The following is a 25659-nucleotide window of genomic DNA, read 5'->3' on the forward strand; positions in this document are numbered from 1 at the left end:
CACCTGGACCGGCGCCTGCTCGATATGCGGCCAGCCCGCACCCACCCCCGAACCCCACCACAGGACCTAACAAAGCCCTACTAGGGCCTGTGTAGAAGAAGGCCAGCCGGGGCGGCCGTCCCGTCACGCGTCCACTCTGCGGCGGTACTCTTCTTCGCCATGCCCGCGGATTCGGCCGCCGTCGAGACCGTCCCCGGCGCGAGCGGCACAAGCCGCGCTCGCCCCTCAGCCCTTACCGTGACGCGAATCCGCAGATCAGCGCCCCACGCACGACCAGCCATCTCCTCTGGCTCCCGCCGAGGACTCGAACCTGCCGACCAAGGCCACCCTCCGAGCCCACGGTCCAGAGCCTGCCGCTCCCCAACGCTCCTTCGCCACGGCCAGCGCGGCCGGCAAACAAGTCGACGCGCTTCTCGCCGGCCAGAGGTCAAGTGGCGGTGACCGGCAGCACGTCCGGTGACAACGCCGCTGCCCGCGCCGCGGCGCTCGTCATACGCCTGCGGTGATGACGTCGGCAGAGCACCTCGTACCCGACCTCCGCCGCCGACTGAGCCACGTCGCCCACGACGACCTGCTCCCCCTCGACGACCATATCTCCCCCCACGGTGCGCGCATTGTGCGTGGCCCGAGCACCGCACCAGCACATCGCCTCGACCTGCAAAGTCTCCAGGCGATCGGCAAGTTCGATCAGACGCTGGGAGCCAGGGAAGAGCCTGGTCCGGAAGTCGGTGGTGATGCCGAACGCGAAGACGTCCAGCTCCAAGTCGTCCACGATCCGGGCCAGTTGGTCGATCTGCCCGGACAGCAGGAACTGGGCCTCGTCCACGATCACGTAGTCGACCCGGCCACCCCGAGACAACTGCTCGACCACGTATCCGTACAGATCCAGCCCCGGCCCGGCCTCCACCGCGTCGGTCACCAACCCCAGACGCGACGACAGTTTGCCCTCCCCCGCACGGTCATCACGCGTGAAGATCAACCCCTGCAGACCACGCGCCGTTCGATTATGTTCGATTTGTAGCGCCAAAGTCGACTTCCCGCAGTCCATCGTTCCGGAGAAGAACACCAGCTCGGGCATGGCGAGACGAGCACCTTTCGGCGAACATGTGATCGACGGGCTTCAGGAGCGTACTTCGAGCAGCGGGACCAGTTGCTCGGCGGGGGTCATCGAACCGTGGTTGCCGACCATCGCCGACTCCTTCGGCTCCCGCTCGGAGGCGATGATCAGGACGTCGTCCCGCGCGGCCGCGACCACGTCGCCGATGCGCGCGTACACCCGCTCTTCGACCTGCGGCCCGAACCAGCCAGCCGCGATCGCCTCGTCCCGCGAGGCCACCCAGAACTGCTCGCCGAGCACCTCGCGCCAGCAGGTCAGCACGTCGCTACCGGCGCCCGGCAGCGCGTAGACATGCCGGGCGCGCCCCTCGCCGCCGAGCAGGGCGACGCCGGCGCGCAGCTCCCAGTCCTCGTCGAAGTCGATGCGGTGCTGCTCGTCGAACGGGACGTCGATCATGCCGTGGTCGGCCGTGACGTAGAGCGCGCTGCGCGGCGGGAGCTGCTCGGCCAGGCGCTGGACCAGGCGGTCGACGTACATGAGCTGGCCGCGCCAGGTGTCGGAGTCGACGCCGAAGCGGTGGCCGGCGCCGTCGACCTCGGCGTAGTACGTGTAGACCAGGGAGCGGTCGCCGGCGGCCAGTTGTTCGGCCGCGAGGTCCATGCGGTCCTCGCCGGACAGCCGGCCGTGGAAGGTTCCGCCGCTGAGCGCGACCTTGGTCAGCGGGGTGTTCTCGAAGCCGGGGGAGGACACCTGGGCGGCGTGGACGCCCGCCGCGTCCGCGAGCTGGAACACCGTGGGGTACGGCTGCCAGGCGCCCGGCTCCGTCCACGGCTGCCAGCGCAGCTGGTTCATGAGCTCGCCGGTGTCCGGATCGCGGACCGTGTAGCCGGGCAGACCGTGGGAGCCCGGCGGCAGGCCGGTGCCGACGGAGGCGAGGGATGTCGCGGTGGTCGCCGGGTAGCCGGTGGTGATCGGACGGCCGGTGCCGCCGCGCGAGGTGTTCATGAGCGAGGTCATGAAGGGGGCGTCCTCGGGGTGCGCCTTCAGCTGCTCCCAGCCGAGCCCGTCGATCAGGAACACGCAGTTCCGGTCGGCAGGGGTCAGCTCCCGGATGGCGGCAGTCATGCCCGGGACGCCCATGCCGGCGGCGAGCGTGGGCAGCAGGTCGGCGAGCGATCCGGCGCCGTATGCGGGCAGGGGCGCGGAGTCGGGGGCGAGCGGTTCCGGGTGCCGGCCCCAGGCGGCGGGAGCGGGCACCGCGGAACTCCCCCGGTCATGGGCGGCGGGCGGGGACGGCGTGGACATCAGTGGGTGACGTCCGCGGTGGCCTCGGAGAGGGCCTGCGCGAAGGCGAGCGCCTGGCGGACCGTCTCCGGGCCGTCGCCGGCCTCACTGACCCGCAAGCTGAGGTCGTCCGCCGTCGAGTTGCCCGTGTAGCCGTGGTCCGCCTCGCAGTTGGGGTCGCCGCACGCGGCGGGTTCCAGGTCGATGCGGGAGACGGCGCCCCAGCCGATGGTGAGCACGACCTCGCGGGGCAGCGTGCCCGGCCGGTACGACTCGGGGTTGGCGACCACGCGGCTGACCACGATCGACGAGATCCGGCCGATCTTCACGGACTCCGTGGACGTCGTCGCGTACGGCGTCGGGGAGGTGGTGTCCGCGGCCTGCTCGTCGGTGTGGCTGACGATGAAGCGGTTGCCGGTGAGGACCAGCACCGTCACGTGCCGCCGCACCTCGTTCTGGTCGAACGTCGTCTCCTGATGGACCAGGTACGACCGGATGGGCTCGCCGCCCACAGCGGCCTCCACCGCGTCGGCCACGAGAGCCGGGTAGTAGCCGCTGCGCTCGATTGCCGCACGCAGCCCCTGGGTCGTCGTACTGGTCTTGGCCATGACGCCCATCCTACGGGGGACCACTGACTGCGAGGCACCGCTCGGCGTGGTCCCGGCACGTCCGGTGTGTCTCGGTGATCGCGGCCCACGCGCGTGCGTGCCGGGCCGCGGTCCGGGTGCGCGGCCTTCTCAGTACGCCGGCAGCGTGCGCGGGCCGAGGTCGTCGCGGGCCGGGGGTGGGGCCAAGCGTACGGAGGCGCCGAGGACGCTCAGGCCGTGCGCGGCGACCACGACCGGCTCCAGAGTGACCGCCACGACCTCCGGGTGGTCGTCGACCAGCCGGGACACGCGCAGCAGCAGCTCCGCCAAGGCGGGCGTGTCGACCGGTGTCGAGCCACGCCAGCCGAACAGCAGCGGTGACGTCCGGATCGAGCGGACGAGCGAGGTCGCCTCCCGGTCGGTGACCGGGATGAGCCGGTGCGCCATGTCGCCGAGCAGCTGCGAGGCGGCCCCGGCGAGGGCGAAGGACAGCACGGCCCCTGCCGCCGGGTCGATCACGGCCCGTACGACGGTGTCGACGCCGCGCGGCGCCATTCGCTGCACCACGGGCCGCAGCTCCTCCGGCCTGCCGAACAGCCCGGTCAACTCGGCGTAGGCCCTGCGCAGTTGCTCCTCGTCGGCGAGGTCGAGGCGGACGCCGCCAAGGTCGGCGCGGTGCCGCAGGTGGGGGGCGGTGGCCTTGAGGACGACCGGGTAGCCGAGAGTACGGGCGGCCTCGGCGGCGGCGTCGGGGGTGGGGGCGGGCAGGGCGCGGTGGACATGGATGCCGTACATGCCGAGCAGATCGCAGGTCCGCTCGGTGCCGAGCGTGAGCCCCTGCCCGCGCGCGAGCAGTCCGTCGATCAGCCGGGCGGCGCCCTTCTCGTCGATGTCCTCGTACTCGGGCACCTTGCCGGGATCGGCGCCGTCGCGCCGCCACTGCGCGTAGCTGACGGCCTGCGAGAGCGCGCGTACGGCACGCTCGGCGGCGGGGTAGGCGGGGATGAGGAGGGAGCCGGAGGGCGTTCGCGCGCCAGCGGGGGTGCGGGAGGGGAACGATTCGGCGCCGACGGAGGTGCCGGAGGGGAGCGTTTCCGCCTCGGCGGGCGGCTGTGCCCCACCCGCACCCGCTACCGCGGCGGGCAGGCGCTCCGCCGGGCGGAACGGGCGGGCACCGCCCGCAGCGCCGGGTGCGTTCAAACCTGCCTGTGGTGCAGTGCTCGCCGCAGCCGACAGCGCCTCCGCAAGGCCCCCCAGCTCCACGTGCACGACCAGCACCGGCTTTCCCGGAACGGCCTCGGCAGCCGACCTCAGCGCTTCCGCCAACTCCGCATCCCCCAACGACCCCTCCCCCACCGCCGGTATCGCGGTCACGACCACCGCATCGCACGTGTCGTCGGCCAGCGCACGCGAAAGCGCCGCGTGGAAGTCCCGCGCCGACGCGGCCGTCGTCAGGTCCAGCGGAGGGTGTGGGCGCAGCCCCTCGGCGAGGCACGCGTCGTAGGTGAGCAGGCCGAGCGACTCGGAGTTCCCTAGGATCGCCACCCGGGGCCCGGTCGGCAGTGGCTGGCGCGCGAGCAGCAGCCCCGCGTCGACCAGGTCCGTGATCGTGTCCACGCGGATCACGCCGGCCTGTCTGAGCAGCGCGGACACTGTCGCGTGCGGCAGCCGGGTGGCCCGTACGGCGTGCCCCTGCGGTGCCGCGCCCCCGTGCCGCGCGCCCTGTACGACCACCAGCGGCTTCGCCGCCGCCGTGCGCCGGGCGAGGCGGGTGAACTTGCGGGGGTTGCCGATGGACTCCAGGTACATCAGGACGACGTCGGTGTCGGTGTCGTCGTACCAGTACTGCAGGACGTCGTTGCCGGAGACGTCGGCGCGGTTGCCGGACGAGACGAAGGTCGACACGCCCGTGACGCCGGTGACCCCACCTCCGCGCCGGTGCAGCCGGGAGAGCAGCGCGATGCCGATGGCGCCGGACTGGGCGAACAGGCCGATCCGGCCGGGGCGGGGCATCTCGGGGGCGAGGGAGGCGTTGAGCCGTACCTCAGGGGAGGTGTTGATGACCCCGAAGGCGTTCGGCCCGATGATCCTCATCCCGTACGCGCGCGCGTGCCGTACGAGGGCGCGCTGGCGCTCGCGTCCGTCGGGGCCGCTCTCGGCGTACCCGGCGGAGACGACCACGAGTCCCTGCACGCCGTGCTCACCGCACTCGGTGACGACCCCGGGGACGTGCCCGGCGGGCACGGCGACGACCGCGAGGTCGACCGGTCCCTCGATGTCCCGCACCGAACGGTACGCGGGCACGCCGTCGACGTCCTTGAGCTCCTCGGGGAAGGCCCGGTTCACGGCGTGCAGGTGGCCGGTGAAGCCGGCGTCCCGGATGTTGCCGAGAATGCTGCGGCCCACCCCGCCGGGCGCGCGGCCGGTGCCGATGACGGCGACCGAGCCGGGCGTCAGCAGCCGCCGCACGGACCGCGCCTCCGCCCGCTGCTCGCGCGCGTACTGCACGGCGAGGGAGCGGTCGGTGGGTTCGAGGTCGAACTCGAGGCGTACGACGCCGTCCTCGAAGCTGCGCTGCTGGGTGTACCCGGCGTCCGTGAACACCTTGATCATCTTGGTGTTCGCGGGCAGCACCTCGGCGGCGAAGCGGCGGATGCCGCGCTCCCGCGCGACCGCGGCGATGTGTTCGAGCAGGGCGGAGGCGACGCCGCGGCCCTGGTGGGCGTCCTGGACCAGGAAGGCGACCTCGGCTTCGTCAGCCGGTGCGGACGCGGGCGTTCCGTCAGGGCCGATCCGGTCGTAGCGTACGGTGGCGATGAACTCGCCGCCCACCGTGGCCGCGAGTCCCACCCGGTCCACAAAGTCGTGGTGCGTGAAGCGGTGGACGTCCTTGGCGGACAGACGAGGGTAGGGCGCGAAGAAGCGGTAGTACTTCGACTCGTCCGACACCTGCTCGTAGAAGCTGACCAGGCGCTCGGCGTCATCAACGGTGATGGGGCGGATGCGCGCGGTGCCGCCGTCGCGCAGCACCACGTCGGCCTCCCAGTGGGCGGGATACTCCTGTCGGTCCGACGAGGTCTGCATGGGCCCCAGAGTACGGCTCGCGTCCGACAACGGCGCAGGGCAGTCTGTGGAGGACGAACGTCGGGCCGAGGCCGCGGCCCGACGCCACCTGGGGCGGGACGAAGGACCGCCCCGGCTTGCTTCACGTTGTGGGAAACTGGTCTAGACAACCTGAACACCTGAAGGGCAGCATCACATGGCTGAGCGCCGCGTCAACGTCGGCTGGGCCGAGGGTCTCCACGCCCGCCCCGCCTCCATCTTCGTCCGAGCCGCCACGGCCGCAGGCGTCCCGGTGACGATCGCCAAGGCCGGGGGCAACCCCGTCAACGCGGCCTCCATGCTGGCCGTCCTCGGCCTGGGCGCCAAGGGCGGCGAGGAGATCGTCCTCGCCTCCGACGCCGACGGCGCGGACGCCGCCCTCGACCGGCTGGCCAAGCTGGTCTCCGAGGGCCTTGAGGAGCTGCCCGAGACCGTCTGAGCCCCTTTTGCGCCTAAGCCGGCGCCGCTTTCGCGGACCTGGTTGCGCGTCGTTGGGGTTCCTCAATCGATGGTTGCGGTTGTCGTCGTTTGACAGGCGGCATCCACCCACACAGAAGGGCTCGCCCGAAATCAACGGGCGAGCCCTTCGCATTTCTCGCTTTCGGGCAGCAAAAATAATCCCCCGCGAATTGCTCTCTCTTTGTATACGGCGCCCGTGTTAATGCCGCAGGCTCGGCGTGTTTACGGGATGTTGCGAGTTCCTCACACGCTCCGCGCGGTCCGCGCCGGAGGCGAAGCGCAGTCGGTGCACGGCACTCGCGCGCTCGTTGTGCAGGGCTGTGACCGCACGCGCGCGTTCGCTGTCGCCGCGGGCCACGGCGTCCACGATGGCGCCGTGCTCCGTCCAGGACTCCACCGGGTCGGCCGGTGCCTCCACCGCGTACATCCAGGCGATCTTGTGCCGCAGCTGGGTCAGCATCGAGGTCAGTGCGGGGCTCCCGGAGGCCTGGGCGAGCGTCTCGTGGAACCAGCCGCCCAGGGAGCGCAGGTCGTCGCTGTTTCCCCGCCGGGCGCGCTCCTGGCCGAGCCGGACGAGGCCGCGCAGCACCTTCAGATGGGCCTCGGTGCGCCGCTGGGCGGCCCGGGAGGCGCCGAGCGGCTCCAGCAGCATGCGCATCTCCAGCAGGTCGGCGGCCTCCTGCTCGGTGGGTTCGGCGACGCACGCGCCCGCGTGCCGCCGGGTCACCACGAACCCCTCGGCCTCCAGCGTGCGCAGGGCCTCCCGGACGGGGACGCGCGAGACGCCGTAGCGGCGCGCGAGGAGTTCCTCGGTGAGCCGGCTGCCGCGTTCGTAGACACCCGCGACGATGTCGTCCCGGATCGCCGTGCACACCGAGTGCGCGGGAATACGCATGCCCGACCTCCGCTTAATCCCCGTGAAACGCCGACGATGGACGTGTGTTCCGTGACTCTATTCCAATGAGCCGGAATTTCCGACGGCGGACCGGAATCCGAGGATATTTTTTGGACAACGGCGGGGCGAAACGGGCAGCGGGGCCGGAAGTGCGGGCACCCGGGCCGTCGGAACGCCGAAAGCCCCGGCTCGGGGAGCCGGGGCTTCAGGAGACGGGCGCGTGCTTGTCGGACGTTCAGGGGCCTGAGCCGTCAGACGTTCACGCCGTGCGAGCGCAGGTAGGCGACGGGATCCATGTCGGAGCCGTACTCCGCGGTCGTACGGGCCTCGAAGTGCAGGTGCGGCCCGGTGACGTTGCCGGTGGCGCCGGACAGGCCGATCTGCTGGCCGGGGGTGACCTGCTGGCCAACGGAGACGCCGATGGACGACAGGTGGCCGTACTGGGTGTACGTGCCGTCGTTCATCTTGATCAAGACCTGGTTGCCGTAGGCGCCGCCCCAGCCCGCCTCGACGACGGTGCCCATGCCGACCGCGTGGACGGGCGTGCCGCTGGAGGCGTGGAAGTCGACGCCGGTGTGGCTGCCGGAGGACCAGACGGCGCCGCCGGACTTGTAGCCGGTGGAGACGTAGGAGCCGGAGATGGGCGGCACGAAGGTGTTGAGGCGCTTGCGCTTGGCCTCGCGGGCGGCGCGCTCCTTGGCCTCCCGGGCCTTGGCGACGGCCTCCGCGGCCTTCTTGCGGGCGAGTTCCTCGGCCCGCTTCTTGGCCTTGGCCTCCTCGGCGGCGTGCTGCTGGGCGGCGGCCTGGGCGTCGATCTGGGCGGCGATGGAGTCACCGATGGTGATGACGGGGGTGAGGCCGGTCTGCTCGGTGGCGGGTTCGGCGGCGAGCGCGGGCGCAGCGATGGTGCCGACGGCGCCGGTGGCGGTGAGCGCCGCGACGCCCGCCACGCGGGCGGAGGTGCGCTGCGTCCGGCTGGGACGACGGTGCTTCCCGGTGGCGCGAGTGAACGCCATGTACAGGCTGGTCCTTTCCTTCCCTCTCGCCTACCGGGTTAGCTGACGGGTTCGGAGCAGGAAGGTCTCCTACGGACCCCCTCGCGATGTGCGCGGGCGCCCGATTCACCCCAGGGACTTGCATAGTTGGGTCCCCGGCTCCCCTGGCTCGCGCCGTACGGGGACTCGGCGATGACTGTCCGGTGCCGCGGGTGCGGCGCACTGCCTGACGAACAGCCCGGACGAAGCTAAGCGCGATCGCTTTCAATCCCCAAACGGAACAGGGTTTTTGTAGCGCATGCCACAGGGCAGACGGGTAGCCTCTCCCCCAAATCGGACATACAGAGGCCCTGGTGACCCGCGAGTCACCAGGGCCGCTACGCGCGCGTGCCGCCTACTCGGCGGAGACCACGGTGACTTCGCCGATCCCGAGGGCCTCGACGGGCGCCTTGATCTGCGCGGCGTCGCCGACGAGGACGGTCACCAGCCGGTCCACCGGGAAGGCGCTCACAGCCGCCGCGGTGGCCTCCACGGTGCCGGTCGCGGCCAGCTGCCGGTACAGGGCGGCCTGGTAGTCGTCGGGCAGGTGCTGCTCGACCTGGTCGGCCAGTGTGCTCGCCACGGCCGCGGCGGTCTCGTACTTCAGCGGCGCCACGCCCACGAGGTTCTGCACGGCGACGTCGCGTTCGGCGTCGGTGAGCCCCTCCGCGGCCAGCGTGCGCAGCACCTTGACGAGGTCGTCGAGGGCCGGGCCGGTGTTCGGGGTGTCGACGGAGCCGCTGATGGCGAGCATCGCGGCACCGGTGCCCTCCGGGGAGGACCTGAGGACCTGGGCGAACGCCCGCACACCGTAGGTGTAGCCCTTCTCCTCGCGCAGGACGCGGTCCAGGCGGGAGGTGAGGGTGCCGCCCAGGCAGTACGTGCCGAGGACCTGCGCGGGCCACACGCGGTCGTGCCGGTCGGGCCCGATGCGGCCGATCAGCAGCTGCGTCTGGACCGCGCCGGGGCGGTCCACGATGACGACCCGCCCGGTGTCGTCGGCGACGACCGGCGGCACGGGCCGCGGCTGGACCGTGGAGCCCGTCCACGAGCCGAGCGTGTCGCCGAGCAGCGCGTCCAGGTCGATGCCGGTGAGGTCGCCGACGACCACGGCGGTGGCCGTGGCGGGGCGGACGTGCTTCTCGTAGAAGGCTCGTACGGCCGCGGAGTCGATGTTCGCTACCGTCTCCTCGGTGCCCTGGCGCGGGCGCGACATGCGCGAGCTGGCCGGGAACAGCTCCCTGGAGAGCTCCTTGGCGGCGCGGCGCGAGGGGTTGGCCAGCTCGTGCGGGATCTCGTCGAGGCGGTTGCGGACCAGCCGCTCGACCTCGCTGTCCGCGAACGCCGGCGCCCTGAGGGCGTCGGCGATCAGGCCGAGCCCCTTGGCGAGCCGGGAGGCCGGCACCTCGAGGCTGAGGCGGACGCCGGGGTGGTCGGCATGCGAGTCCAGGGTGGCGCCGCAGCGCTCCAGCTCGGCGGCGAACTCCTCGGCGGAGTGCTTGTCCGTGCCCTCGGAGAAGGCCCGCGCCATGATCGTGGCGACGCCGTCCAGGCCGGCCGGCTCGGCGTCCAGGGGCGCGCCCAGCAGCACCTCGACGGCGACGACCTGCTGGCCGGGGCGGTGGCAGCGCAGGACCGTCAGGCCGTTGTCGAGCGTTCCGCGGTCGGGGGCCGGGAACGCCCAGGGCTTGGGTTCGCCCCCCTGAGGCTGGGGGTGGAACTCCATCGTGGCGAGCTCGGTCACTTCGCCGCCTCCTCGGTCTCGTCGGTGGCCGCGGCTGCCGCCTCGTCGGCGTCCTCGGCTTCGGTGGCGACGGGCTCGTAGACGAGCACCGCGCGGTTGTCGGGCCGCAGGCGGGCCTCCGCGACCTCCTGGACCTCCTCGGCCGTCACGTCGAGCACCCGCTGGACGGCGGTGAGGGCGAGCTGCGGGTCGCCGAACAGGACGGCGTACCGGCACAGTTCGTCGGCGCGGCCCGCGACCGTGCCCAGCCGGTCCAGCCACTCGCGCTCCAACTGGGCCTGGGCGCGCTCCATCTCCTCGGCGGTGGGGCCCTCCTCGGCGAACCGGGCGAGCTCCTCGTCGATGGCGGCCTCGATGACCGGCACCTCCACGTCGCCGGACGTCTTCACGTCCAGCCAGCCCAGGGAGGGCGCCCCGGCCAGCCGGAGCAGGCCGAAGCCGGCCGCCACGGCCGTACGGTCCCGCCGTACGAGCCGGTTGTACAGGCGCGAGGACTCACCGCCGCCGAGGACGGTCAGGGCCAGGTCGACCGCGTCGCACGCGCGCGTGCCGTCCTCCGGCAGCCGGTAGGCCGCCATCAGGGCGCGCGCCGGCACCTCCTCCTCGACGACCTCGCGCAGTTGGTCGCCGATGGTCTCGGGAAGGGAGCCGTCGCGCGGGTTGGGCTTGCCGTCGTATGCGGGGATGGAGCCGAAGTACTTCTCGATCCAGGCGAGGGTCTGCTCCGGGTCGATGTCCCCGACGACCGAGAGCACCGCGTTGTTCGGCGCGTAGTAGGTGCGGAAGAACGCGCGCGCGTCCTCCAGGGTCGCCGCGTCCAGGTCGGCCATCGAGCCGATCGGCGTGTGGTGGTAGGGGTGGCCCTCCGGGTAGGTGAGGGCGGTCAGCTTCTCGAAGGCCGTGCCGTAGGGGACGTTGTCGTAGCGCTGGCGGCGCTCGTTCTTGACCACATCCCGCTGGTTCTCCATGGACTCGTCGTCCAGGGCGGCGAGCAGGGAGCCCATGCGGTCGGCCTCCAGCCAGAGCGCGAGCTCCAGCTGGTGGGCGGGCATGGTCTCGAAGTAGTTGGTGCGCTCGAAGCTGGTGGTGCCGTTGAGCGAGCCGCCCGCACCCTGGATCAGCTCGAAGTGCCCGTTGCCCTTCACCTGGGCCGAGCCCTGGAACATCAGGTGCTCGAAAAGGTGAGCCAGGCCGGTACGTCCCTTGACCTCGTGGCGCGAGCCGACGTCGTACCAGAGGCACACCGCCGCTACGGGGGTCAGGTGGTCCTCGGAGAGCACCACGCGCAGGCCGTTGGCCAGGCGGTGCTCGGTCGCTGTCAGGCCGCCGGAGCCTGCCTGGGCTGTGGCCGTGTGACCCATGGGCATGTATGTCCCTTCGATTGCGGAGGCGGTCGTGTGCGGAGGTGGTCGTCCCGAACCGCGGTCTTCCGGTCCTGCCACTGTATGCAAGCGCGCGAGGCGCCGGTGAAGTTCCCGGTCGGCGTACGCCGAGAGCGAGAAAAGGGTGAGCGGTGAGGCTGACGTGACCCGCGGGAGGCCGCGGGCACGGTGCCCGGTACCGGGTCCTGGTCCCGGTTGTCAGTGCGGCGGTCCACAATGGTCCGCGTCAGAACCCGATCACGCGTCAGCAAGGAGCCGGCAGCGATGGCCCGCCGCAGCACGAAGACACCGCCGCCCGACGACTCGTACGAGGAGAAGATCCTCGACGTCGACGTCGTCGACGAGATGAAGGGCTCCTACCTCGAATACGCGTACTCGGTCATCTACTCCCGTGCGCTGCCCGACGCCCGCGACGGTCTCAAGCCGGTCCACCGCCGGATCGTCTACCAGATGAACGAGATGGGCCTGCGCCCCGACCGCAGCTACGTGAAGTGCGCCCGGGTCATCGGCGAGGTCATGGGCAAGCTCCACCCGCACGGCGACGCGTCGATCTACGACGCCCTGGTGCGCATGGCCCAGTCCTTCTCGATGCGTGTCCCCCTGGTCGACGGCCACGGCAACTTCGGCTCGCTGGGCAACGACGACCCACCTGCCGCCATGCGGTACACCGAGTGCCGGCAGGCCGCGGCGACGAGTCTGATGACGGAGTCCATCGACGAGGACACCGTCGACTTCGTCCCGAACTACGACGGCCAGGAGCGGGAGCCGGTGGCCCTGCCCGCCGCCTTCCCGAACCTGCTGGTGAACGGGGCCTCGGGCATCGCGGTCGGCATGGCCACGAACATGCCGCCGCACAACCTGCGCGAGGTGATCGCGGCCGCCCGCCACCTGATCCGGTACCCGAACGCCGATCTCGACGCCCTGATGAAGCACGTCCCGGGCCCCGACCTGCCCACCGGCGGCCGGATCGTCGGCCTGACCGGCATCCGCGACGCGTACGAAACGGGCCGCGGCTCGTTCAAGATCCGCGCGACGGTGTCCGTGGAGAACGTGACGGCGCGCCGCAAGGGCCTGGTCGTCACCGAGCTGCCCTTCACGGTCGGCCCGGAGAAGGTGATCGCCAAGATCAAGGACCTGGTCGGGTCCAAGAAGCTGCAGGGCATCGCGGACGTCAAGGACCTCACCGACCGCGAGCACGGCCTGCGCCTGGTCATCGAGATCAAGAACGGCTTCGTGCCGGAGGCGGTCCTGGAGCAGCTGTACAAGCTGACGCCGATGGAGGAGTCCTTCGGCATCAACAACGTGGCCCTGGTGGACGGCCAGCCGCTCACGCTGGGCCTGAAGGAGCTCCTGGAGGTCTACCTCGACCACCGCTTCAACGTCGTACGGCGCCGGTCGGAGTTCCGCCGCGGCAAGAAGCGGGACCGGCTGCACCTGGTCGAGGGTCTGCTGGTCGCCCTGGTGGACATCGACGAGGTCATCCGCCTGATCCGCTCCAGCGAGAACTCCGCGCAGGCCAAGGAGCGCCTGATGGAGCGGTTCTCGCTGAGCGAGGTGCAGACGCAGTACATCCTCGACACGCCGCTGCGCCGCCTCACCAAGTACGACCGGATCGAGCTGGATGCGGAGAAGGACCGGCTCAACACGGAGATCGAGGAGCTGACCCGGATTCTGGAGTCGGACGCTGAGCTGCGCAAGCTGGTCTCCGCCGAACTGGCCGCGGTGGCCAAGAAGTTCGGCACCGACCGGCGTACGGTCCTGCTGGAGTCGGCGACCTCCCCGGCGCCCGTGCCGCTGCAGGTGGCGGACGACCCCTGCCGGGTGCTGCTGTCCGCGACGGGTCTGCTGGCCCGTACGGCGAACGGCGAGCCGTTCCCGGAGAGTGCCGATGCCAAGCGCGTCAAGCACGACGTGATCGTCTCCGCGGTGCCGGCCACGGCCCGCGGCGAGCTGGGCGTGGTGACGTCGGCCGGCCGCCTGCTGCGGGTGAACGTGATCGACCTGCCCCAGCTGCCGGAGAGCATGGCCTCTCCGAACCTCTCGGGCGGCGCGCCGCTGGCGGAGTTCGTCTCCCTGGAGGACGACGAGACGGTGGTCTGCCTGACCACTCTCGACGAGTCGTCGCCGGGCCTGGCGCTCGGCACGGAACAGGGTGTTGTCAAGCGTGTGGTGCCCGACTACCCGGCCAACAAGGAGGAGTTGGAGGTCATCACGCTCAAGGAGGGCGACCGGATCGTCGGCGCGGTCGAGCTGCGCACCGGCGACGAGGACCTGGTCTTCATCACCGACGACGCGCAGCTGCTGCGCTACCAGGCCTCGCAGGTCCGCCCGCAGGGCCGTCCGGCGGGCGGCGTGGCGGGCGTCAAGCTCGCCGAGGGCGCGAAGGTCATCTCCTTCACGGCGGTCGACCCCGCCGCGGACGCGGTGGTGTTCACGGTCGCAGGCTCACGCGGCACGCTGGACGACTCCGTGCAGACGACGGCCAAGCTGACTCCGTTCGACCAGTTCCCGCGCAAGGGCCGGGCCACCGGCGGTGTGCGCTGCCAGCGGTTCCTGAAGGGCGAGGACTGCCTGTCCCTGGCCTGGGCGGGCGCCGCGCCGGCGCGGGCCGCGCAGAAGAACGGCTCCCCGGCGGACCTGCCGGAGATGGACCCGCGGCGGGACGGTTCGGGCGTGTCTCTGCAGAAGACGGTTGCCGTGGTGGCGGGGCCGGTCTAGGTGTACTGACGCGGGTGGTCAGCGCCCTGCTCGTCGGGGTCCCGGATGTCGAGATCGTCGGGGTTCCGGACTTCCATGTCGTCGGGGGCCCGGACTTCGAGGTCCCGGACTTCGAAGTCCCAGTCCCCGGGATCCTCGGCCTCCCGTACATAGCGCAGGACGCCCCACATACCCTGCTCGTCGGCGTGCGGGGCGTCGTTCTTGCACGCCTGGAGCTCCTTGCCGAGCGCGGCGGCGTCGATGCCGGAGCCGATCAGCACGAGTTGGGTCGCGCGCGCGTCGCCCGCCCGCCAGGACTCCGGGTAGAGGCGGAGGAACCGCCCGACGGCGTGCACGGCGTAGCGGTTGCGGGGGTCGTACGGGCCGAAGTCGACGTACCCCTTGATCCGGTACAGCCCCTCGGGCCGGCCGTCGAGGAACTCCATCAGCCGGCGCGGGTCGAGGGGCACATCGGAGACGAAGGGCAGGCTGTCGTACGCGGTGTGCAGGTGGTCGGCGTGGCCGTCCCCGTCGTGGTCGTGCAGGTCGTCGAAGGACAGCTGCCCGATGCGCTCCCCACTGGGCCGGCAGTCGAAGAGGAACCCGGGGTCGATACGGCCGTAGGAGGCCGGGACGACCGCGGCGCCGTCGGCGAGAGACCGGACGAGGCCGACGACCCGCCCGGCGTCCGGTGTCCGGTCGGTCTTGTTGACGACGACGAGGTCGGCGAGGGCAAGGTGCCGGTCGATCTCGGGGTGCTTCGCGCGCGTGTCATCGAACTCGGCCGCGTCGACGACCTCGACCAGCCCGCCGTACACGATCTCCGGCTGCTCGCTGGCGAGCAGCATGCGCACCAGTTCCTGCGGCTCGGCCAGGCCGCTGGCCTCGATGACGATGACGTCGATGCCCGCCTCGGGCCGGGCGAGCCGCTCGAGGTAGTGATCCAGCTCGCTCGCGTCGACGGCGCAGCACAGGCAGCCGTTGCCCAGCGAGACGGTCGAGTCGCCGAGCGCGCCCGCGACGGCCATCGCGTCGATCTCGATGGCCCCGAAGTCGTTGACGACGGCCCCGATCCGGCTGCCGCCGCTGCGGTGCAGCAGGTGGTTGAGGAGCGTGGTCTTCCCTGAACCCAGGAATCCGGCGAGCACCACGACCGGGATCTGCTGCTTGCTCAACGTGCGCCCCTTCTCACACCGCTGCGTGCGCCGGCTCACGCACCGGCGGACGTACGACAGCAGCTCACGGACCGGCGCTCCCCGGAACGGGGCGGCTCTCGTACGAGGTTTGAATGCCGCCCCAGGATACGAGTGGGTGGAATCACCGCGAAGTGAACGATTGTTAGCGGCGCTCGCGGGGCACACGTTGTGCAGGGCGCAGGGAAACGCGAGCTGCACATCCCTCTGTGCGCCTCCTCTCCGCCTCCCCGCCGATCAGAGCCGCTCGGCACTCTGGGAGACGGCAAGCGCCGCCCACCGCTCGCCGGTCCCCTCCGGCGACCCGCACCCCGACGACCGGCGGACGGCCGCCTGATTCGGGGGTTGACATGGCCACACAGAGCTCCGGAATACGGAGGCTTGGCTCCACCGCACGGTCGAGGCTTGCGATCGCCGCGCACACCATCGCGGAGCGCAGCCTGCGGCATCGCAAGCGAGCAGCACTCGCCGAGCAGCACCGGCTCCACTTCGACCTGCTGTGCAAAGCCATGGCGGACCCGGCCTTGGCCGCGGTCCTGGACACCTACGAGAGCGACGTGTCGCCGGAGAGGCAGCGCCAGTACCTCTTCGCCAACGCTCTGTACGTCAACGCGCTGTACTTCCATCGCATCGGAGCGCTGAACCTGGCGGAACTGTACGGGCATCTGAGGGTGATGTGCCGGAACAACATCTTCCGCGAGTACTGGGCCGCCACCCGTCATCACCGGGAGAGTCTGCCGGCTTCGTCCGAGGAAGCCGTGCTGGGCGAAATGATGGACGCGCTCGTCGAGGACATGGGCTCCCTGTTTGAAGATCAGGACGATGGCGAGGAGTGGTGGGTCGTCGGGCAGACGCCGGACGAGTGATCATCGCTCGGAGTCCCCGAATCGCCAGGATGATCAGGTGTAGTCTGCCCCCGTCCGCCTCAAGAGCAACTCCTTGTGCGGCGGCAACTGGTACTGCGTAGGGCTGCCGTCCCCACAGGGAACAGCAGCCCTTCATGAGCATCAGTGGGCCCACTCATGAGCTTCACTGGACGCAAGATGAGGCCATCAGCTCGCGGAGCGTCCGGCGCACGCGTCGGCCCCTCCCTCGATCGACTTAGGAACGGACTTGAAGATCGTGCGTCGAGTCGGCGCCTCGCCCCGGGAGCGCGGCAGCGCCACCGGCCAGACATGCCCCGACATCTTCGAGCTCAGCGACGGCAACTTCGCTGTCATCGGCACTGAGGCCACCACAGCCCTGGACAGTGAGCTGCCACCCGACGCAGCACGTGCGGACGACGAACGCATCGTCGTGATCAGCCGCGAAACCCTGGTGCGTGCCAAAACCGACATTCCCGAGGCGTAAGCCTGCCCTCCGCCTCGGATCCCGTGCCGCCATTTCCGGCACGGGGTCCGTTGGTTGGGGTGTCGGCTGGTTGGGGTGTCGGCGACCACCGTGACCGCACACGGTGGTTATGCGTGCCCTCCCCCGCCGGACCGGGCGGCCGGGCCTATGTCGCCCCCTGGGCCGCGCACCACAGCGTGCCTTACCTGGCCATGAGGGACACGGAGCAACCGCGCCGCTCCACGGTGAGCTGCCGCCCGAGCGGACCGGATCCTCCCTCGCCCGCGGAATGGCGTCGACCGCCTTCAGACGGCGTTTCCTCGCTCAGGTGCGGATATCGTCTCCGCGCACTCCGGGGCAGCCGACGAAGCACCCTGGGGAATACTTCGGCGGCGTCAGCGCGGTCTTTGCTCCGTCCCACGCCCCTCCCGGAACGCCGTGAGGGAGGACACCAACCGTCTCAGGTCACGTGGGGCACCGCCACCGGCGGCACCGGCCCCACATACCGCGCCGCCGGCCGGATGATCTTCGGGTCCCGCGCCTGCTCCAGGATGTTGGCGCTCCAGCCGACCACCCGCCCGGCCGCGAACGTCGGCGTGAACATCTCACGCGGCAGACCGCAGAGTTCCATGACCACGCCCGCGTAGAACTCGACGTTGGTGTGGAGTTCGCGGCCGGGCTTCAGCTCCGCGAGGATCGCCTCGACCCGGCGCTCCACCTCCACGGCGAAGTCGACGCGCGGACCGCCGAAGCCCAGGGCGACCTCCCGCAGCATCCGCGAGCGGGGATCCTCGGTGCGGTACACGGCGTGCCCGAAGCCCATGATGCGCTCACCGGCGAGGACGCGTTCACGGATCCAGGAGTCGATGCGGTCCGGGGTGCCGATCGCGTCCAGGGTGTCCAGCGCCCGGCTGGGCGCTCCCCCGTGCAGCGGCCCGGACAGCGCCGCCACGGCTCCGGCGAGGCAGGCCGCGACGTCCGCGCCGGTCGACGCGATGACCCGCGCCGTGAAGGTTGACGCATTGAATCCGTGATCAATGGTTGAGATCAAGTACTGCTCGATCGCCCGGGCGCGCGCCTCGTCCGGTTCGGAACCGGTCAGCATGTACAGGTAGTTGGCCGCGTACGACAGGTCCTCGCGCGGCTCCACCGGTTCGAGCCCCTTGCCCAGTCGGTGCAGCGCCGCGAGCAGCGACGGTACGGCGGCCACCGCCACGAGGGTGTCGCGGCGGCGCCGGTCCGCGTCGATGTCGTACACCGGGCGGAAGCCCTGCGCCGCGCCCAGCAGGGACAGTGCCGTGCGCATCCCGGCGAGCGGGCCGGAGCGCCCGCCGGCCGCCGCGATGGCGGGCAGCGCCGCCCGCACCCCCTCGGGCAGCCGCCGTAGCGCCGCGGTCTCGGCGGCGAAGGCCGCGCCACGCTCCGCGCCCGGCAGGCCACCGTGGACCAGGAGATGCCAGACGTCCTCGAAGCTGCGAGTCTGCGCGAGTTCGACGGCGGAGTACTGCCGGTAGTGGTAGAAGCCCTCGAGGCCACGGACGTCACCGATCTCGGTGTCGGTGACGACGACCCCCGCGAGTCCCCGCGGCACGTCGACGAGAGTGGCTGTGGACCTGTTGACGGACATGATTTCCTCCCTGGACTTGATTTGACTGTCCATGATTGACTATTTCACTGTCAACATTGATTAAGTCAACATGTAGATCCTGTAGTGATCAATACGTCGGTCAATGCCTCACCAGGCGGATACGGTGACCCCTATGCGCGATCAAGAACCCTCCTCTGCCGGTCCCGTCGGCGGGGAGCGGCGGCTGAGCACCAAGGAGGCCGCCGAACTGCTGGGCGTGAAGCCCGAGACCGTGTACGCGTACGTCAGCCGCGGTCAGCTCAGCAGCCGCCGCGTGCCCGGCGGCCGGGGCAGCACCTTCGACGCGCAGGAGGTGGAGGCGCTCGCCCGGCGCAACAGGCGGGAAAACGGCGGGAGTCCGGGCTCCGGCGGGGAGCTGTCCGTACGGACCCGCATCACGCTCATCGACAAGGACCGGTACTACTACCGGGGCGTCGACGCGACCGAACTGGCCGCCCGCCACACCTACGAAGAGGTCGCCGAGTGGCTGTGGACCGGCCGGCTGCGTCCCGGCGTCACCTTCACCGCGCCCGAGGCCTCCGTCGAGGTCGCCCGCCGCGCCGTCGACGCCCTACCCGAACACGCGGCGCCCGCCGACCGGCTGCGGGTCGCGACGATCGCCGCCGCGACCGCCGACCCGCTGCGCTTCGACCTGTCCGAGGACGCCGTGCTCGGCACCGCCCGGACCCTCATCCCCACCCTCGTCGCCGCCCTTCCCCCGGTGCGGCACGACCGGCGCGGCAAGGGCCCACTGGCCCACCGTCTGTGGACCCGGCTGAGCGGACGCCCCGCCGACGAGGCATCCCTGCGCGCCCTGGACGCGGCACTCGCACTCCTGGTCGACCACGACCTGGCCGCCTCGACGCTCGCGGTGCGCGTCGCCGCGTCGGCCCGCGCGCACGCCTACGCGGCCGTCTCCGCGGGCCTCGGCGTGATCGAGGGCCCGCTGCACGGCGCGGCCAGCGGACTCGCCCACCGGCTGCTGCTCGACGTACTCGACCACGGCGACGCGGCCCCGGTGATCGCGGACGAGCTGCGGGCCGGGCGCCGCGTTCCGGGACTCGGCCACCGGCTCTATTCCGGCGAGGACCCGCGCGCGCGTGCCCTGTTCGGCCTGCTGGAGGAGATCCCGCGCGCCGAGCCCGCCCTCGCCGCGGCCCGCGACATCGTCGCCACCACCGCCCGCCACACCCCGCTGCACGCCAACGTCGACCTCGCGCTCGCCGTCCTCACGGCGTCCAGCGGCATGCTCGCGACCGCGGGCGAGACGATCTTCGCCGTGGCCCGTACGGCGGGCTGGATCGCCCACGCCCTGGAGGAGTACGGCGAACGCCCGCTGCGCATGCGTCCGAGCGGGCTGTACACCGGGCCGAAGCCGCCCCGGCCACTTCCGGAAGAGGACCTCTGGACTCCGCGGGAGTAGCCCCTTCCCCCGCCTGGCGGCCCGCCTCCCCTCCTGAGCAGCCTGTCCTCCCCACCTGAGCAGAACACGGACGGACCGGAAAGACGCCCCGCGCCAAGTCAGGTTAGGCTCACCTCTGTGAGTAGGTGCTCAACCGTATCGCGGGACCTCGACGAGCCCGTCGCGGGCACCGCGGCCACCGCGCGAACCTGGCTGCTGTTCGAACAGCCCGGCCCCTGGGGTGCCCAGGCGCTCACGTCGAGCCACCTGGATCCCGAGCTGGGCCGCGCCCTGGAGGCGGCGGCGCAGGGCACGGGCGTACGCATCGCCCTCATCCGCCGCCCCGGACGGCACGCGGACTGCGGCACGCCCACCGAACGCCGGGTGTACGCGGCCCACACGGTCCCCGGCGACGTATGGCTGCACGGCGCCACGATCACCGACCCCCGGCGCCTGCTCGGCCTCGACTTCGCGGCCCTCGGCAAGGGCGACCCCCGCAGCTTCGACACGGCCCTGGACGCGGCGCCCCACACGGGCGACCCGCTCGCCCTCGTCTGCACCAACGGCAAGCGCGACCGCTGCTGCGCGCTCCTGGGCCGCCCCCTCGCGGCCGAACTCGCCGCCTCCGGGGTCGAGGGCGTCTGGGAGGTCACCCACCTGGGGGGTCACCGCTTCTCCCCGACGCTGCTCGTCCTGCCGCACGGATACACGTACGGCCGCGCCGAGGCCCACGCCGTCAAGGAGGTCCTGCACGGCGTCCAAGAGGGCCGGATCGTCGTGGACGGGTGCCGTGGGAGTTCCGCCTGGGAGCGCCCCGGCCAGGCGGCCGAGCTGGCTGTGCGCAGGACGGTCCGCGAGAACGCGGCGCAGGCCCTGAGCGTCGTACGGACCGCCGGCGCGGCGCCGCGCTGGGAGGTGACCGTCGCGCACACCGACGGGCGCCGCTGGCGGGTCGTGGTGGCTCAGGGCGCATCGCTGCCGCCGCGCGCGGAGAGCTGCGGGGCGTCGGTGCTGGAGGCACCCGCGCGGATGGACGTGGTGGACGTGCGGGAGGTGGCTGCCGGGACTTAGGGCCCTTCTGACGCACCGCACGCCGATCGCACGCACCGAACGCCGCTCCTTCTCCTGCGGAGATCCATCAGAAGGACCCTGGGCGCCCGCCGGGTAACGGATCACGGGTGACGGTTGCTGAGATCTGCCACCGTCATCCGCCGCCCCTCCAAGAGATCCACGCCACACCCCTACGGCCCGCCCCGCCCGCCCACGTACCGTCATGGGTATGAGCCCCACTCCCCCCGCACGCCGCCTGCGCCTCGGCCTGCCGCGGCGGGTGTTCTCGCAGGTGCTGCTGATGCTGGTGGCGATCGCCGCGGGAGTCGCGGTGCTCGCGACCGGGCTGTTCCTCGCGCCGCTCAGCAACCAGCTGGACGACCAGGCGATGCGCCGCGCGCTCGCGATCGCGCAGACCACCGCGCAGCAGCCGCAGATCGTCGAGGACCTGCAGAGCACCCGGCCGTCGCCGAACGGACCGGTGCAGCAGGAGGCGGAGCGGATCCGGAAGGCCACCAAGGCCGAATACGTCGTGATCATGGACCGGCGGGGGGTGCGCTGGTCGCACACCGACCCCGGGCGGATCGGCGGGCACGTCTCGACCGACCCCGGCCAGGCCCTGGCAGGCCGGGAGGTCATGGAGATCGACAGCGGCACCCTGGGCCGCTCCGCGCGCGGCAAGGTGCCGCTGCGGGACAGCGGCGGCGACATCGTCGGGGCGGTCTCGGTGGGCATCGCGTACGACAGCGTGCGGGCCCGGCTGCTGCACGCGATCCCGGGGCTGCTCGCGTACGCCGGGGGCGCGCTGGCCGTCGGCGCGCTCGCGGCCTGGCTCATCTCCCGGCGGGTCCAGCGGCAGACCCGGGACCTGGCCTTCTCCGACATCGCGGCGCTCCTCGCGGAACGCGAGGCGATGCTGCACGGCATCCGCGAGGGCGTCGTCGCCCTGGACCGCACCGGCCGTGTCCGCCTCCTCAACGACGAGGCGCAGCGCCTGCTGAGCATCGGCGACGAGGCCGTCGGACGCTCGCCCGACGAGGCGCTCGGCTCGGGCCGTACGGCCGACGTGCTGGCCGGCCGGGTGACCGGGACCGACCTGCTCACCGTCCGCGGCCAGCGCGTGCTGGTCGCCAACCGGATGCCCACCGACGACGGCGGCGCTGTCGCCACCCTGCGCGACCGTACCGAACTGGAGCAGCTCGGCCGGGAGCTGGACTCCACGCGCGGCCTGATCGACGCCCTGCGCGCCCAGGACCACGAGCACGCCAACCGGATGCACACACTCCTGGGGCTGCTCGAACTGGACATGTACGACGACGCGGTCGAGTTCGTCGGAGAGGTGGTCGGCGACCACCGGGCCACCGCCGAGCAGGTCACCGAGAAGATACAGGACCCGCTGCTGGCCGCCCTGCTGGTCGGCAAGGCGACCGTCGCGGCCGAGCGCGGCGTCGCCCTGCGGATCTCGGACCGGACCCGGCTGCCGGACCGGCTGGTCGATCCCCAGGGGCTCGTGACGATCGCCGGCAACCTGGTGGACAACGCCCTCGACGCCGCCACGGGCACCACGCACGCGCGCGTGGAGGTGGAACTGCGCGCCGAGGCCCGTACCGCGGTCCTCGTGGTGCGCGACACGGGGCCCGGAATTCCGGTGGAACAGCGCGAGTTGATCTTCACCGACGGGTGGTCCACCAAAGAGCCGCCGGCGCACCGCAAGCGGGGCATCGGGCTCTCGCTGGTGCGCAGGCTGGCGGAACGGCAGGGCGGCAGCGCGACCGTGGGCGAGGCGCACGGCGGGGGCGCGGAGTTCACCGTGGTCCTGCCCGAAGCACTGGCCGAGCCGGGCCCGGTACCGGCCCTGACGGCGCCGTCAGCCGAACGGATCGCCGCCGAGGAGGGGTCACGATGATCGAGGTCCTGGTCGTGGACGACGACATCCGGGTCGCACGGGTCAACGCCGCCTACGTCGAGAAGGTGCCGGGCTTCCACGTGGCCGGCGAGGCGCACAGCGCGGCCGAGGCGCTGCGCCGGGTGGAGACGCTGCCCCGGCTGGATCTGGTGCTCCTGGACCACTACCTGCCCGACGAGACGGGTCTGGCGGTCGTCCAGGAGATGCGCCGGCGCGGCCACCAGACCGACGTGATCATGGTGACGGCGGCACGGGACGTGTCCACCGTGCAGGCGGCGATGCGGCACGGCGCGTTGCAGTACCTGGTCAAGCCGTTCGCCTTCGCGGGGCTGCGCGCCAAGCTGGAGGCGTACGCGGAGCTGCGCCGCACGCTCGACAGCGGCGGCGAGGCGGAGCAGGCCGAGGTGGACAAGATCTTCGGCGCCCTGTCGGCGCCGTCGGAGCCCGATCTGCCCAAGGGGCATTCCCCCACCACCGCGGAGCTCGTGCGCCAGTCCCTGATGAACGCCGACGGGCCCCTGTCGGCCCAGGAGATCGCTGAACGCACCGGGGTGAGCCGCCAGACCGCGCAGCGCTATCTGAAACTCCTGGAGCGCACGGGACGGGCCCGGCTGACCCTCAAGTACGGCGACGCGGGCCGCCCGGAACACCGTTACGTGTGGGCGACCCGCGCCTGAGGACACGGCTCGTGGAGCGGGGGAAGGGAACCTCGCCCTCCTCCGATACGGATGCCGGCCCCTCACCGTCTCGACGGACACGGGCCGGGTCCTGACGACGCGGCCACCAGATGACGCCACCGTCGTGCGACAGCCGTACGATCGGTGCCGGCGCGCCCGCTACACGGCCCCCGCCCCCGTCAGTGACCGGACCTCCGTCTCCGCGTGCTTGGCCTCGTCCGGGACCTCCGCCGAGGTGACCGTGCCGAGCCAGCCGGCGAGGAAACCCAGCGGGATGGAGACCAGGCCGGGGTTCTGCAGCGGGAAGTACTGGAAGTCGGCCCCCGGGAACAGCGACTCGGGGCTGCCCGACACCACCGGGGACAGCAGCACGAGCACGACGGCCGGGATCAGGCCGCCGTAGACGGCCCACACGGCGCCGCGGGTGGTGAAGCCGCGCCAGAACAGGGAGTAGAGCAGTACCGGCAGGTTCGCCGACGCGGCGACGGCGAAGGCGAGTCCCACCAGGAAGGCGACGTTGAGGTCGCGGGCCAGCAGGCCGAGGGCGATCGCGACCAGGCCGATGCCGACCGCGGCGACACGGGCCACGGCCACCTCGCCGCGCGGCTCCGCGCGCCGGCGCCGCAGGGACGCGTACAGGTCGTGGGCCACGGACGCCGAGGAGGCGAGCGTGATCCCGGCGACGACGGCGAGGATCGTGGCGAAGGCGACGGCGGCGACGACCGCGAAGAGAACCGTTCCGCCGGTGGAGTCCGCACCGCCTCCCAGATCGAGCGCGAGCAACGGCACGGCCGTATTTCCGGCCGCGTTGGATCCGCGGACGGCGTCCGGGCCCACGACGGCGGCGGCGCCGAAGCCGAGCACGATCGTCATCAGGTAGAAGCCGCCGATGAGGCCGATCGACCAGACGACCGAGCGCCGCGCCGCCCGGGCGGTGGGCACGGTGTAGAAGCGGGAGAGGATGTGCGGCAGCCCGGCCGTGCCCAGCACCAGGGCGAGTCCGAGGCTGATGAAGTCGAAGCGGGCGGTCCAGTCCTCGCCGTACTTCAGCCCCGGCGCAAGGAAGTCCGCCCCGTGACCGCTGCGTTCGGCCGCGGTGAGCAGCAGCCGGTCAAGGTCGCCGTGGAAGCGCAGCAGCACGAGCACGGTCAGCGCGATGGTGCCGCCGAGCAGCAGGACCGCCTTCACGATCTGGATCCAGGTGGTGGCCCGCATCCCTCCCAACGAGACATAGATCACCATGAGCGCGCCGACGCCGATGACGGTCCAGGCCTGCGCCGCCTCGCCCGTGCCCCCGAGCAGCAGCGCCACCAGGCTGCCCGCGCCCACCATCTGCGCCACCAGATACAGAACGGACACGGTGACCGAGGAGGTTCCCGCCGCGATCCGCACCGGCCGCTCCCTCATCCGCGCCGCCACCACATCGGCGAGCGTGAACCGTCCGCAGTTGCGTACCAGTTCGGCGACGAGAAACAGCACGACGAGCCACGCCACGAGGAACCCCACCGAATAGAGCATCCCGTCGTAGCCGTAGAGCGCGATGAGCCCAGAGATGCCGAGGAAGGAGGCGGCCGACATGTAGTCGCCCGCGATGGCAAAACCATTCTCCAACGGGGTGAAGAGACGGCCGCCGACGTAGAACTCCTCCGCCGAACCGCGCCGGCTACGGCTCACCCAGGACGTGATCGCCAGCGTGACGGCGACGAACCCGCTGAACAGCAGCAGCGCCAGCGTCTGATGATCGCCCGTCACGAGGTGCCGCCTCTCAGGCCGCGCGCCAGTTCCTGGGTGTCCCAGCGCAGTTCGAGCGCCGCCCGGTCCCTGCGCAACCGCGCGTGCCGCGCATAGGCCCAGGTCAGCAGGAAGGTGGTCAGGAACTGCCCGAGCCCCGCGAGCATCGCGACGTTCACCGCGCCCACCACGGGCCGGGCCATGAATTCCGGCGCGGTCGTGACGGTCACGACATACGCCACGTACCACATGAAGAAGGCGACAACCGCCGGCACGACGAACCTCCGGTGTCGTCTGCGCACCTCCTGGAAGGCCGCACTGCGCTGCACCTCCAGATACACGTCGGCCGCGGCCCCGTGTTCCCGGGGTTCCACGGGCACGGCAGGGCCGGGTACGGTGCCCCGCGCGTCGACCGCCTCACCCCAGCCCGAGGCGAGCGCGTCGTACCAGGGGTCGTCGTAACCGTTGCGTGACTGCATGCCCAAGGATGGACAGAACGGGCA

The 25659-nt window shown here is 71.7% G+C and carries 20 protein-coding genes and 1 riboswitch; of the genes, 8 read left to right on the forward strand and 12 right to left on the reverse strand.

Annotation, left to right across the window (positions count from 1 at the left end):
- Nucleotides 1–427: 427 nt before the first annotated feature.
- The 4 genes from H8R17_RS29585 to H8R17_RS29600 form a co-directional block, all read right to left on the reverse strand.
- A complete protein-coding gene (locus H8R17_RS29585) occupies nt 428–1078 on the reverse strand; it encodes a thymidine kinase (protein ID WP_187826292.1) in 651 nt (216 codons plus the stop codon).
- 42 nt (nt 1079–1120) lie between these two features.
- Nucleotides 1121–2362 carry an alkaline phosphatase family protein gene (locus H8R17_RS29590; RefSeq protein WP_187826293.1) on the reverse strand — a complete coding sequence of 414 codons (1242 nt, stop codon included), beginning with the start codon at nt 2360–2362 and terminating at the stop codon, nt 1121–1123.
- Complete coding sequence (locus H8R17_RS29595; RefSeq protein WP_187826294.1) at nt 2362–2949, reverse strand: DUF5998 family protein; 588 nt, start codon at nt 2947–2949, stop codon at nt 2362–2364. The genes H8R17_RS29590 and H8R17_RS29595 overlap by 1 nt, the downstream gene beginning before the upstream one ends.
- A gap of 129 nt (nt 2950–3078) precedes the next feature.
- Nucleotides 3079–6012, reverse strand: a complete 2934-nt coding sequence (locus H8R17_RS29600) for a bifunctional GNAT family N-acetyltransferase/acetate--CoA ligase family protein (protein ID WP_187826295.1) — start codon at nt 6010–6012, stop codon at nt 3079–3081.
- Nucleotides 6013–6187: 175 nt separating this feature from the next.
- On the opposite strand from H8R17_RS29600, the gene H8R17_RS29605 reads away from it, so the two are divergent.
- On the forward strand, nt 6188–6469 hold the full coding sequence (locus H8R17_RS29605; RefSeq protein WP_187826296.1) for an HPr family phosphocarrier protein: 282 nt from the start codon (nt 6188–6190) through the stop codon (nt 6467–6469).
- 219 nt (nt 6470–6688) lie between these two features.
- Here H8R17_RS29605 and H8R17_RS29610 read toward each other — a convergent pair whose 3' ends face one another.
- The 4 genes from H8R17_RS29610 to H8R17_RS29625 all read right to left on the reverse strand — a co-directional run bounded on the left by H8R17_RS29610 (nt 6689) and on the right by H8R17_RS29625 (nt 11529).
- On the reverse strand, nt 6689–7384 hold the full coding sequence (locus tag H8R17_RS29610; RefSeq protein ID WP_187826297.1) for a GntR family transcriptional regulator: 696 nt from the start codon (nt 7382–7384) through the stop codon (nt 6689–6691).
- Between the two features lie 251 nt (nt 7385–7635).
- A complete protein-coding gene (locus H8R17_RS29615) occupies nt 7636–8400 on the reverse strand; it encodes a M23 family metallopeptidase (protein WP_187826298.1) in 765 nt (254 codons plus the stop codon).
- Between the two features lie 12 nt (nt 8401–8412).
- A riboswitch (cyclic di-AMP (ydaO/yuaA leader) is annotated at nt 8413–8581 on the reverse strand.
- Nucleotides 8582–8773: 192 nt separating this feature from the next.
- The gene (locus H8R17_RS29620) at nt 8774–10162 is read right to left on the reverse strand and encodes a pitrilysin family protein (RefSeq protein WP_187826299.1); all 1389 of its coding nucleotides are present in this window, start codon (nt 10160–10162) and stop codon (nt 8774–8776) included.
- The gene (locus H8R17_RS29625) at nt 10159–11529 is read right to left on the reverse strand and encodes a pitrilysin family protein (protein WP_187826300.1); all 1371 of its coding nucleotides are present in this window, start codon (nt 11527–11529) and stop codon (nt 10159–10161) included. The genes H8R17_RS29620 and H8R17_RS29625 overlap by 4 nt, the downstream gene beginning before the upstream one ends.
- Nucleotides 11530–11808: 279 nt before the next feature.
- Between H8R17_RS29625 and H8R17_RS29630 the strand changes: the two genes are divergently transcribed.
- The gene (locus H8R17_RS29630) at nt 11809–14262 is read left to right on the forward strand and encodes a DNA topoisomerase (ATP-hydrolyzing) subunit A (protein ID WP_187826301.1); all 2454 of its coding nucleotides are present in this window, start codon (nt 11809–11811) and stop codon (nt 14260–14262) included.
- Here the strand turns inward: H8R17_RS29630 and H8R17_RS29635 are convergent.
- Entirely contained in the window at nt 14259–15416 is a 1158-nt protein-coding gene (locus tag H8R17_RS29635; RefSeq protein WP_187826302.1) for a GTP-binding protein, read from the reverse strand. The genes H8R17_RS29630 and H8R17_RS29635 overlap by 4 nt on opposite strands.
- Nucleotides 15417–15784: 368 nt before the next feature.
- On the opposite strand from H8R17_RS29635, the gene H8R17_RS29640 reads away from it, so the two are divergent.
- Nucleotides 15785–16300, forward strand: coding sequence for a DUF6082 family protein (locus H8R17_RS29640; protein WP_187826303.1), 516 nt, complete (start codon nt 15785–15787; stop codon nt 16298–16300).
- Between the two features lie 247 nt (nt 16301–16547).
- Entirely contained in the window at nt 16548–16784 is a 237-nt protein-coding gene (locus H8R17_RS29645; protein WP_187826304.1) for a hypothetical protein, read from the forward strand.
- A gap of 439 nt (nt 16785–17223) precedes the next feature.
- Here H8R17_RS29645 and H8R17_RS29650 read toward each other — a convergent pair whose 3' ends face one another.
- A complete protein-coding gene (locus H8R17_RS29650; RefSeq protein WP_187826305.1) occupies nt 17224–18390 on the reverse strand; it encodes a citrate synthase in 1167 nt (388 codons plus the stop codon).
- A gap of 133 nt (nt 18391–18523) precedes the next feature.
- Between H8R17_RS29650 and H8R17_RS29655 the strand changes: the two genes are divergently transcribed.
- The 4 genes from H8R17_RS29655 (at nt 18524) to H8R17_RS29670 (ending at nt 23425) form a co-directional block, all read left to right on the forward strand.
- Nucleotides 18524–19813 (forward strand): citrate synthase, encoded by a 1290-nt coding sequence (locus tag H8R17_RS29655; protein WP_187826306.1) that lies wholly within the window; start codon nt 18524–18526, stop codon nt 19811–19813.
- Nucleotides 19814–19930: 117 nt separating this feature from the next.
- Nucleotides 19931–20863 carry a sucrase ferredoxin gene (locus H8R17_RS29660; RefSeq protein ID WP_187826307.1) on the forward strand — a complete coding sequence of 311 codons (933 nt, stop codon included), beginning with the start codon at nt 19931–19933 and terminating at the stop codon, nt 20861–20863.
- Nucleotides 20864–21071: 208 nt separating this feature from the next.
- Complete coding sequence (locus H8R17_RS29665) at nt 21072–22748, forward strand: sensor histidine kinase (protein WP_187826308.1); 1677 nt, start codon at nt 21072–21074, stop codon at nt 22746–22748.
- Nucleotides 22745–23425: a response regulator gene (locus tag H8R17_RS29670; RefSeq protein ID WP_187826309.1), complete on the forward strand. Its 681-nt coding sequence runs from the start codon at nt 22745–22747 to the stop codon at nt 23423–23425. Before H8R17_RS29665 ends, H8R17_RS29670 begins: the two co-directional genes overlap by 4 nt.
- Before the next feature lie 159 nt (nt 23426–23584).
- Here the strand turns inward: H8R17_RS29670 and H8R17_RS29675 are convergent, their stop codons facing one another.
- Nucleotides 23585–25177, reverse strand: a complete 1593-nt coding sequence (locus H8R17_RS29675; RefSeq protein WP_187826310.1) for a cation acetate symporter — start codon at nt 25175–25177, stop codon at nt 23585–23587.
- Nucleotides 25174–25635 (reverse strand): DUF485 domain-containing protein, encoded by a 462-nt coding sequence (locus H8R17_RS29680; RefSeq protein WP_262505604.1) that lies wholly within the window; start codon nt 25633–25635, stop codon nt 25174–25176. Before H8R17_RS29680 ends, H8R17_RS29675 begins: the two co-directional genes overlap by 4 nt.
- Nucleotides 25636–25659 lie beyond the last annotated feature (24 nt).

This window comes from Streptomyces sp. TRM68367 (assembly GCF_014495685.1).
Taxonomy (GTDB): Bacteria; Actinomycetota; Actinomycetes; order Streptomycetales; family Streptomycetaceae; genus Streptomyces.

Excerpts from the sequence above, each read along its gene's own strand:
- H8R17_RS29665 (WP_187826308.1), top strand. The coding sequence starts at position 21,072 with ATGAGCCCCACTCCCCCCGCACGCCGCCTGCGCCTCGGCCTGCCGCGG.
- H8R17_RS29650 (WP_187826305.1), bottom strand. The coding sequence starts at position 18,390 with ATGTCCGTCAACAGGTCCACAGCCACTCTCGTCGACGTGCCGCGGGGA.
- H8R17_RS29600 (WP_187826295.1), bottom strand. The coding sequence starts at position 6,012 with ATGCAGACCTCGTCGGACCGACAGGAGTATCCCGCCCACTGGGAGGCC.
- H8R17_RS29610 (WP_187826297.1), bottom strand. The coding sequence starts at position 7,384 with ATGCGTATTCCCGCGCACTCGGTGTGCACGGCGATCCGGGACGACATC.
- H8R17_RS29585 (WP_187826292.1), bottom strand. The coding sequence starts at position 1,078 with ATGCCCGAGCTGGTGTTCTTCTCCGGAACGATGGACTGCGGGAAGTCG.
- H8R17_RS29595 (WP_187826294.1), bottom strand. The coding sequence starts at position 2,949 with ATGGCCAAGACCAGTACGACGACCCAGGGGCTGCGTGCGGCAATCGAG.
- H8R17_RS29670 (WP_187826309.1), top strand. The coding sequence starts at position 22,745 with ATGATCGAGGTCCTGGTCGTGGACGACGACATCCGGGTCGCACGGGTC.
- H8R17_RS29655 (WP_187826306.1), top strand. The coding sequence starts at position 18,524 with ATGCGCGATCAAGAACCCTCCTCTGCCGGTCCCGTCGGCGGGGAGCGG.
- H8R17_RS29640 (WP_187826303.1), top strand. The coding sequence starts at position 15,785 with ATGGCCACACAGAGCTCCGGAATACGGAGGCTTGGCTCCACCGCACGG.
- H8R17_RS29590 (WP_187826293.1), bottom strand. The coding sequence starts at position 2,362 with ATGTCCACGCCGTCCCCGCCCGCCGCCCATGACCGGGGGAGTTCCGCG.
- H8R17_RS29615 (WP_187826298.1), bottom strand. The coding sequence starts at position 8,400 with ATGGCGTTCACTCGCGCCACCGGGAAGCACCGTCGTCCCAGCCGGACG.
- H8R17_RS29625 (WP_187826300.1), bottom strand. The coding sequence starts at position 11,529 with ATGCCCATGGGTCACACGGCCACAGCCCAGGCAGGCTCCGGCGGCCTG.
- H8R17_RS29605 (WP_187826296.1), top strand. The coding sequence starts at position 6,188 with ATGGCTGAGCGCCGCGTCAACGTCGGCTGGGCCGAGGGTCTCCACGCC.
- H8R17_RS29680 (WP_262505604.1), bottom strand. The coding sequence starts at position 25,635 with ATGCAGTCACGCAACGGTTACGACGACCCCTGGTACGACGCGCTCGCC.
- H8R17_RS29630 (WP_187826301.1), top strand. The coding sequence starts at position 11,809 with ATGGCCCGCCGCAGCACGAAGACACCGCCGCCCGACGACTCGTACGAG.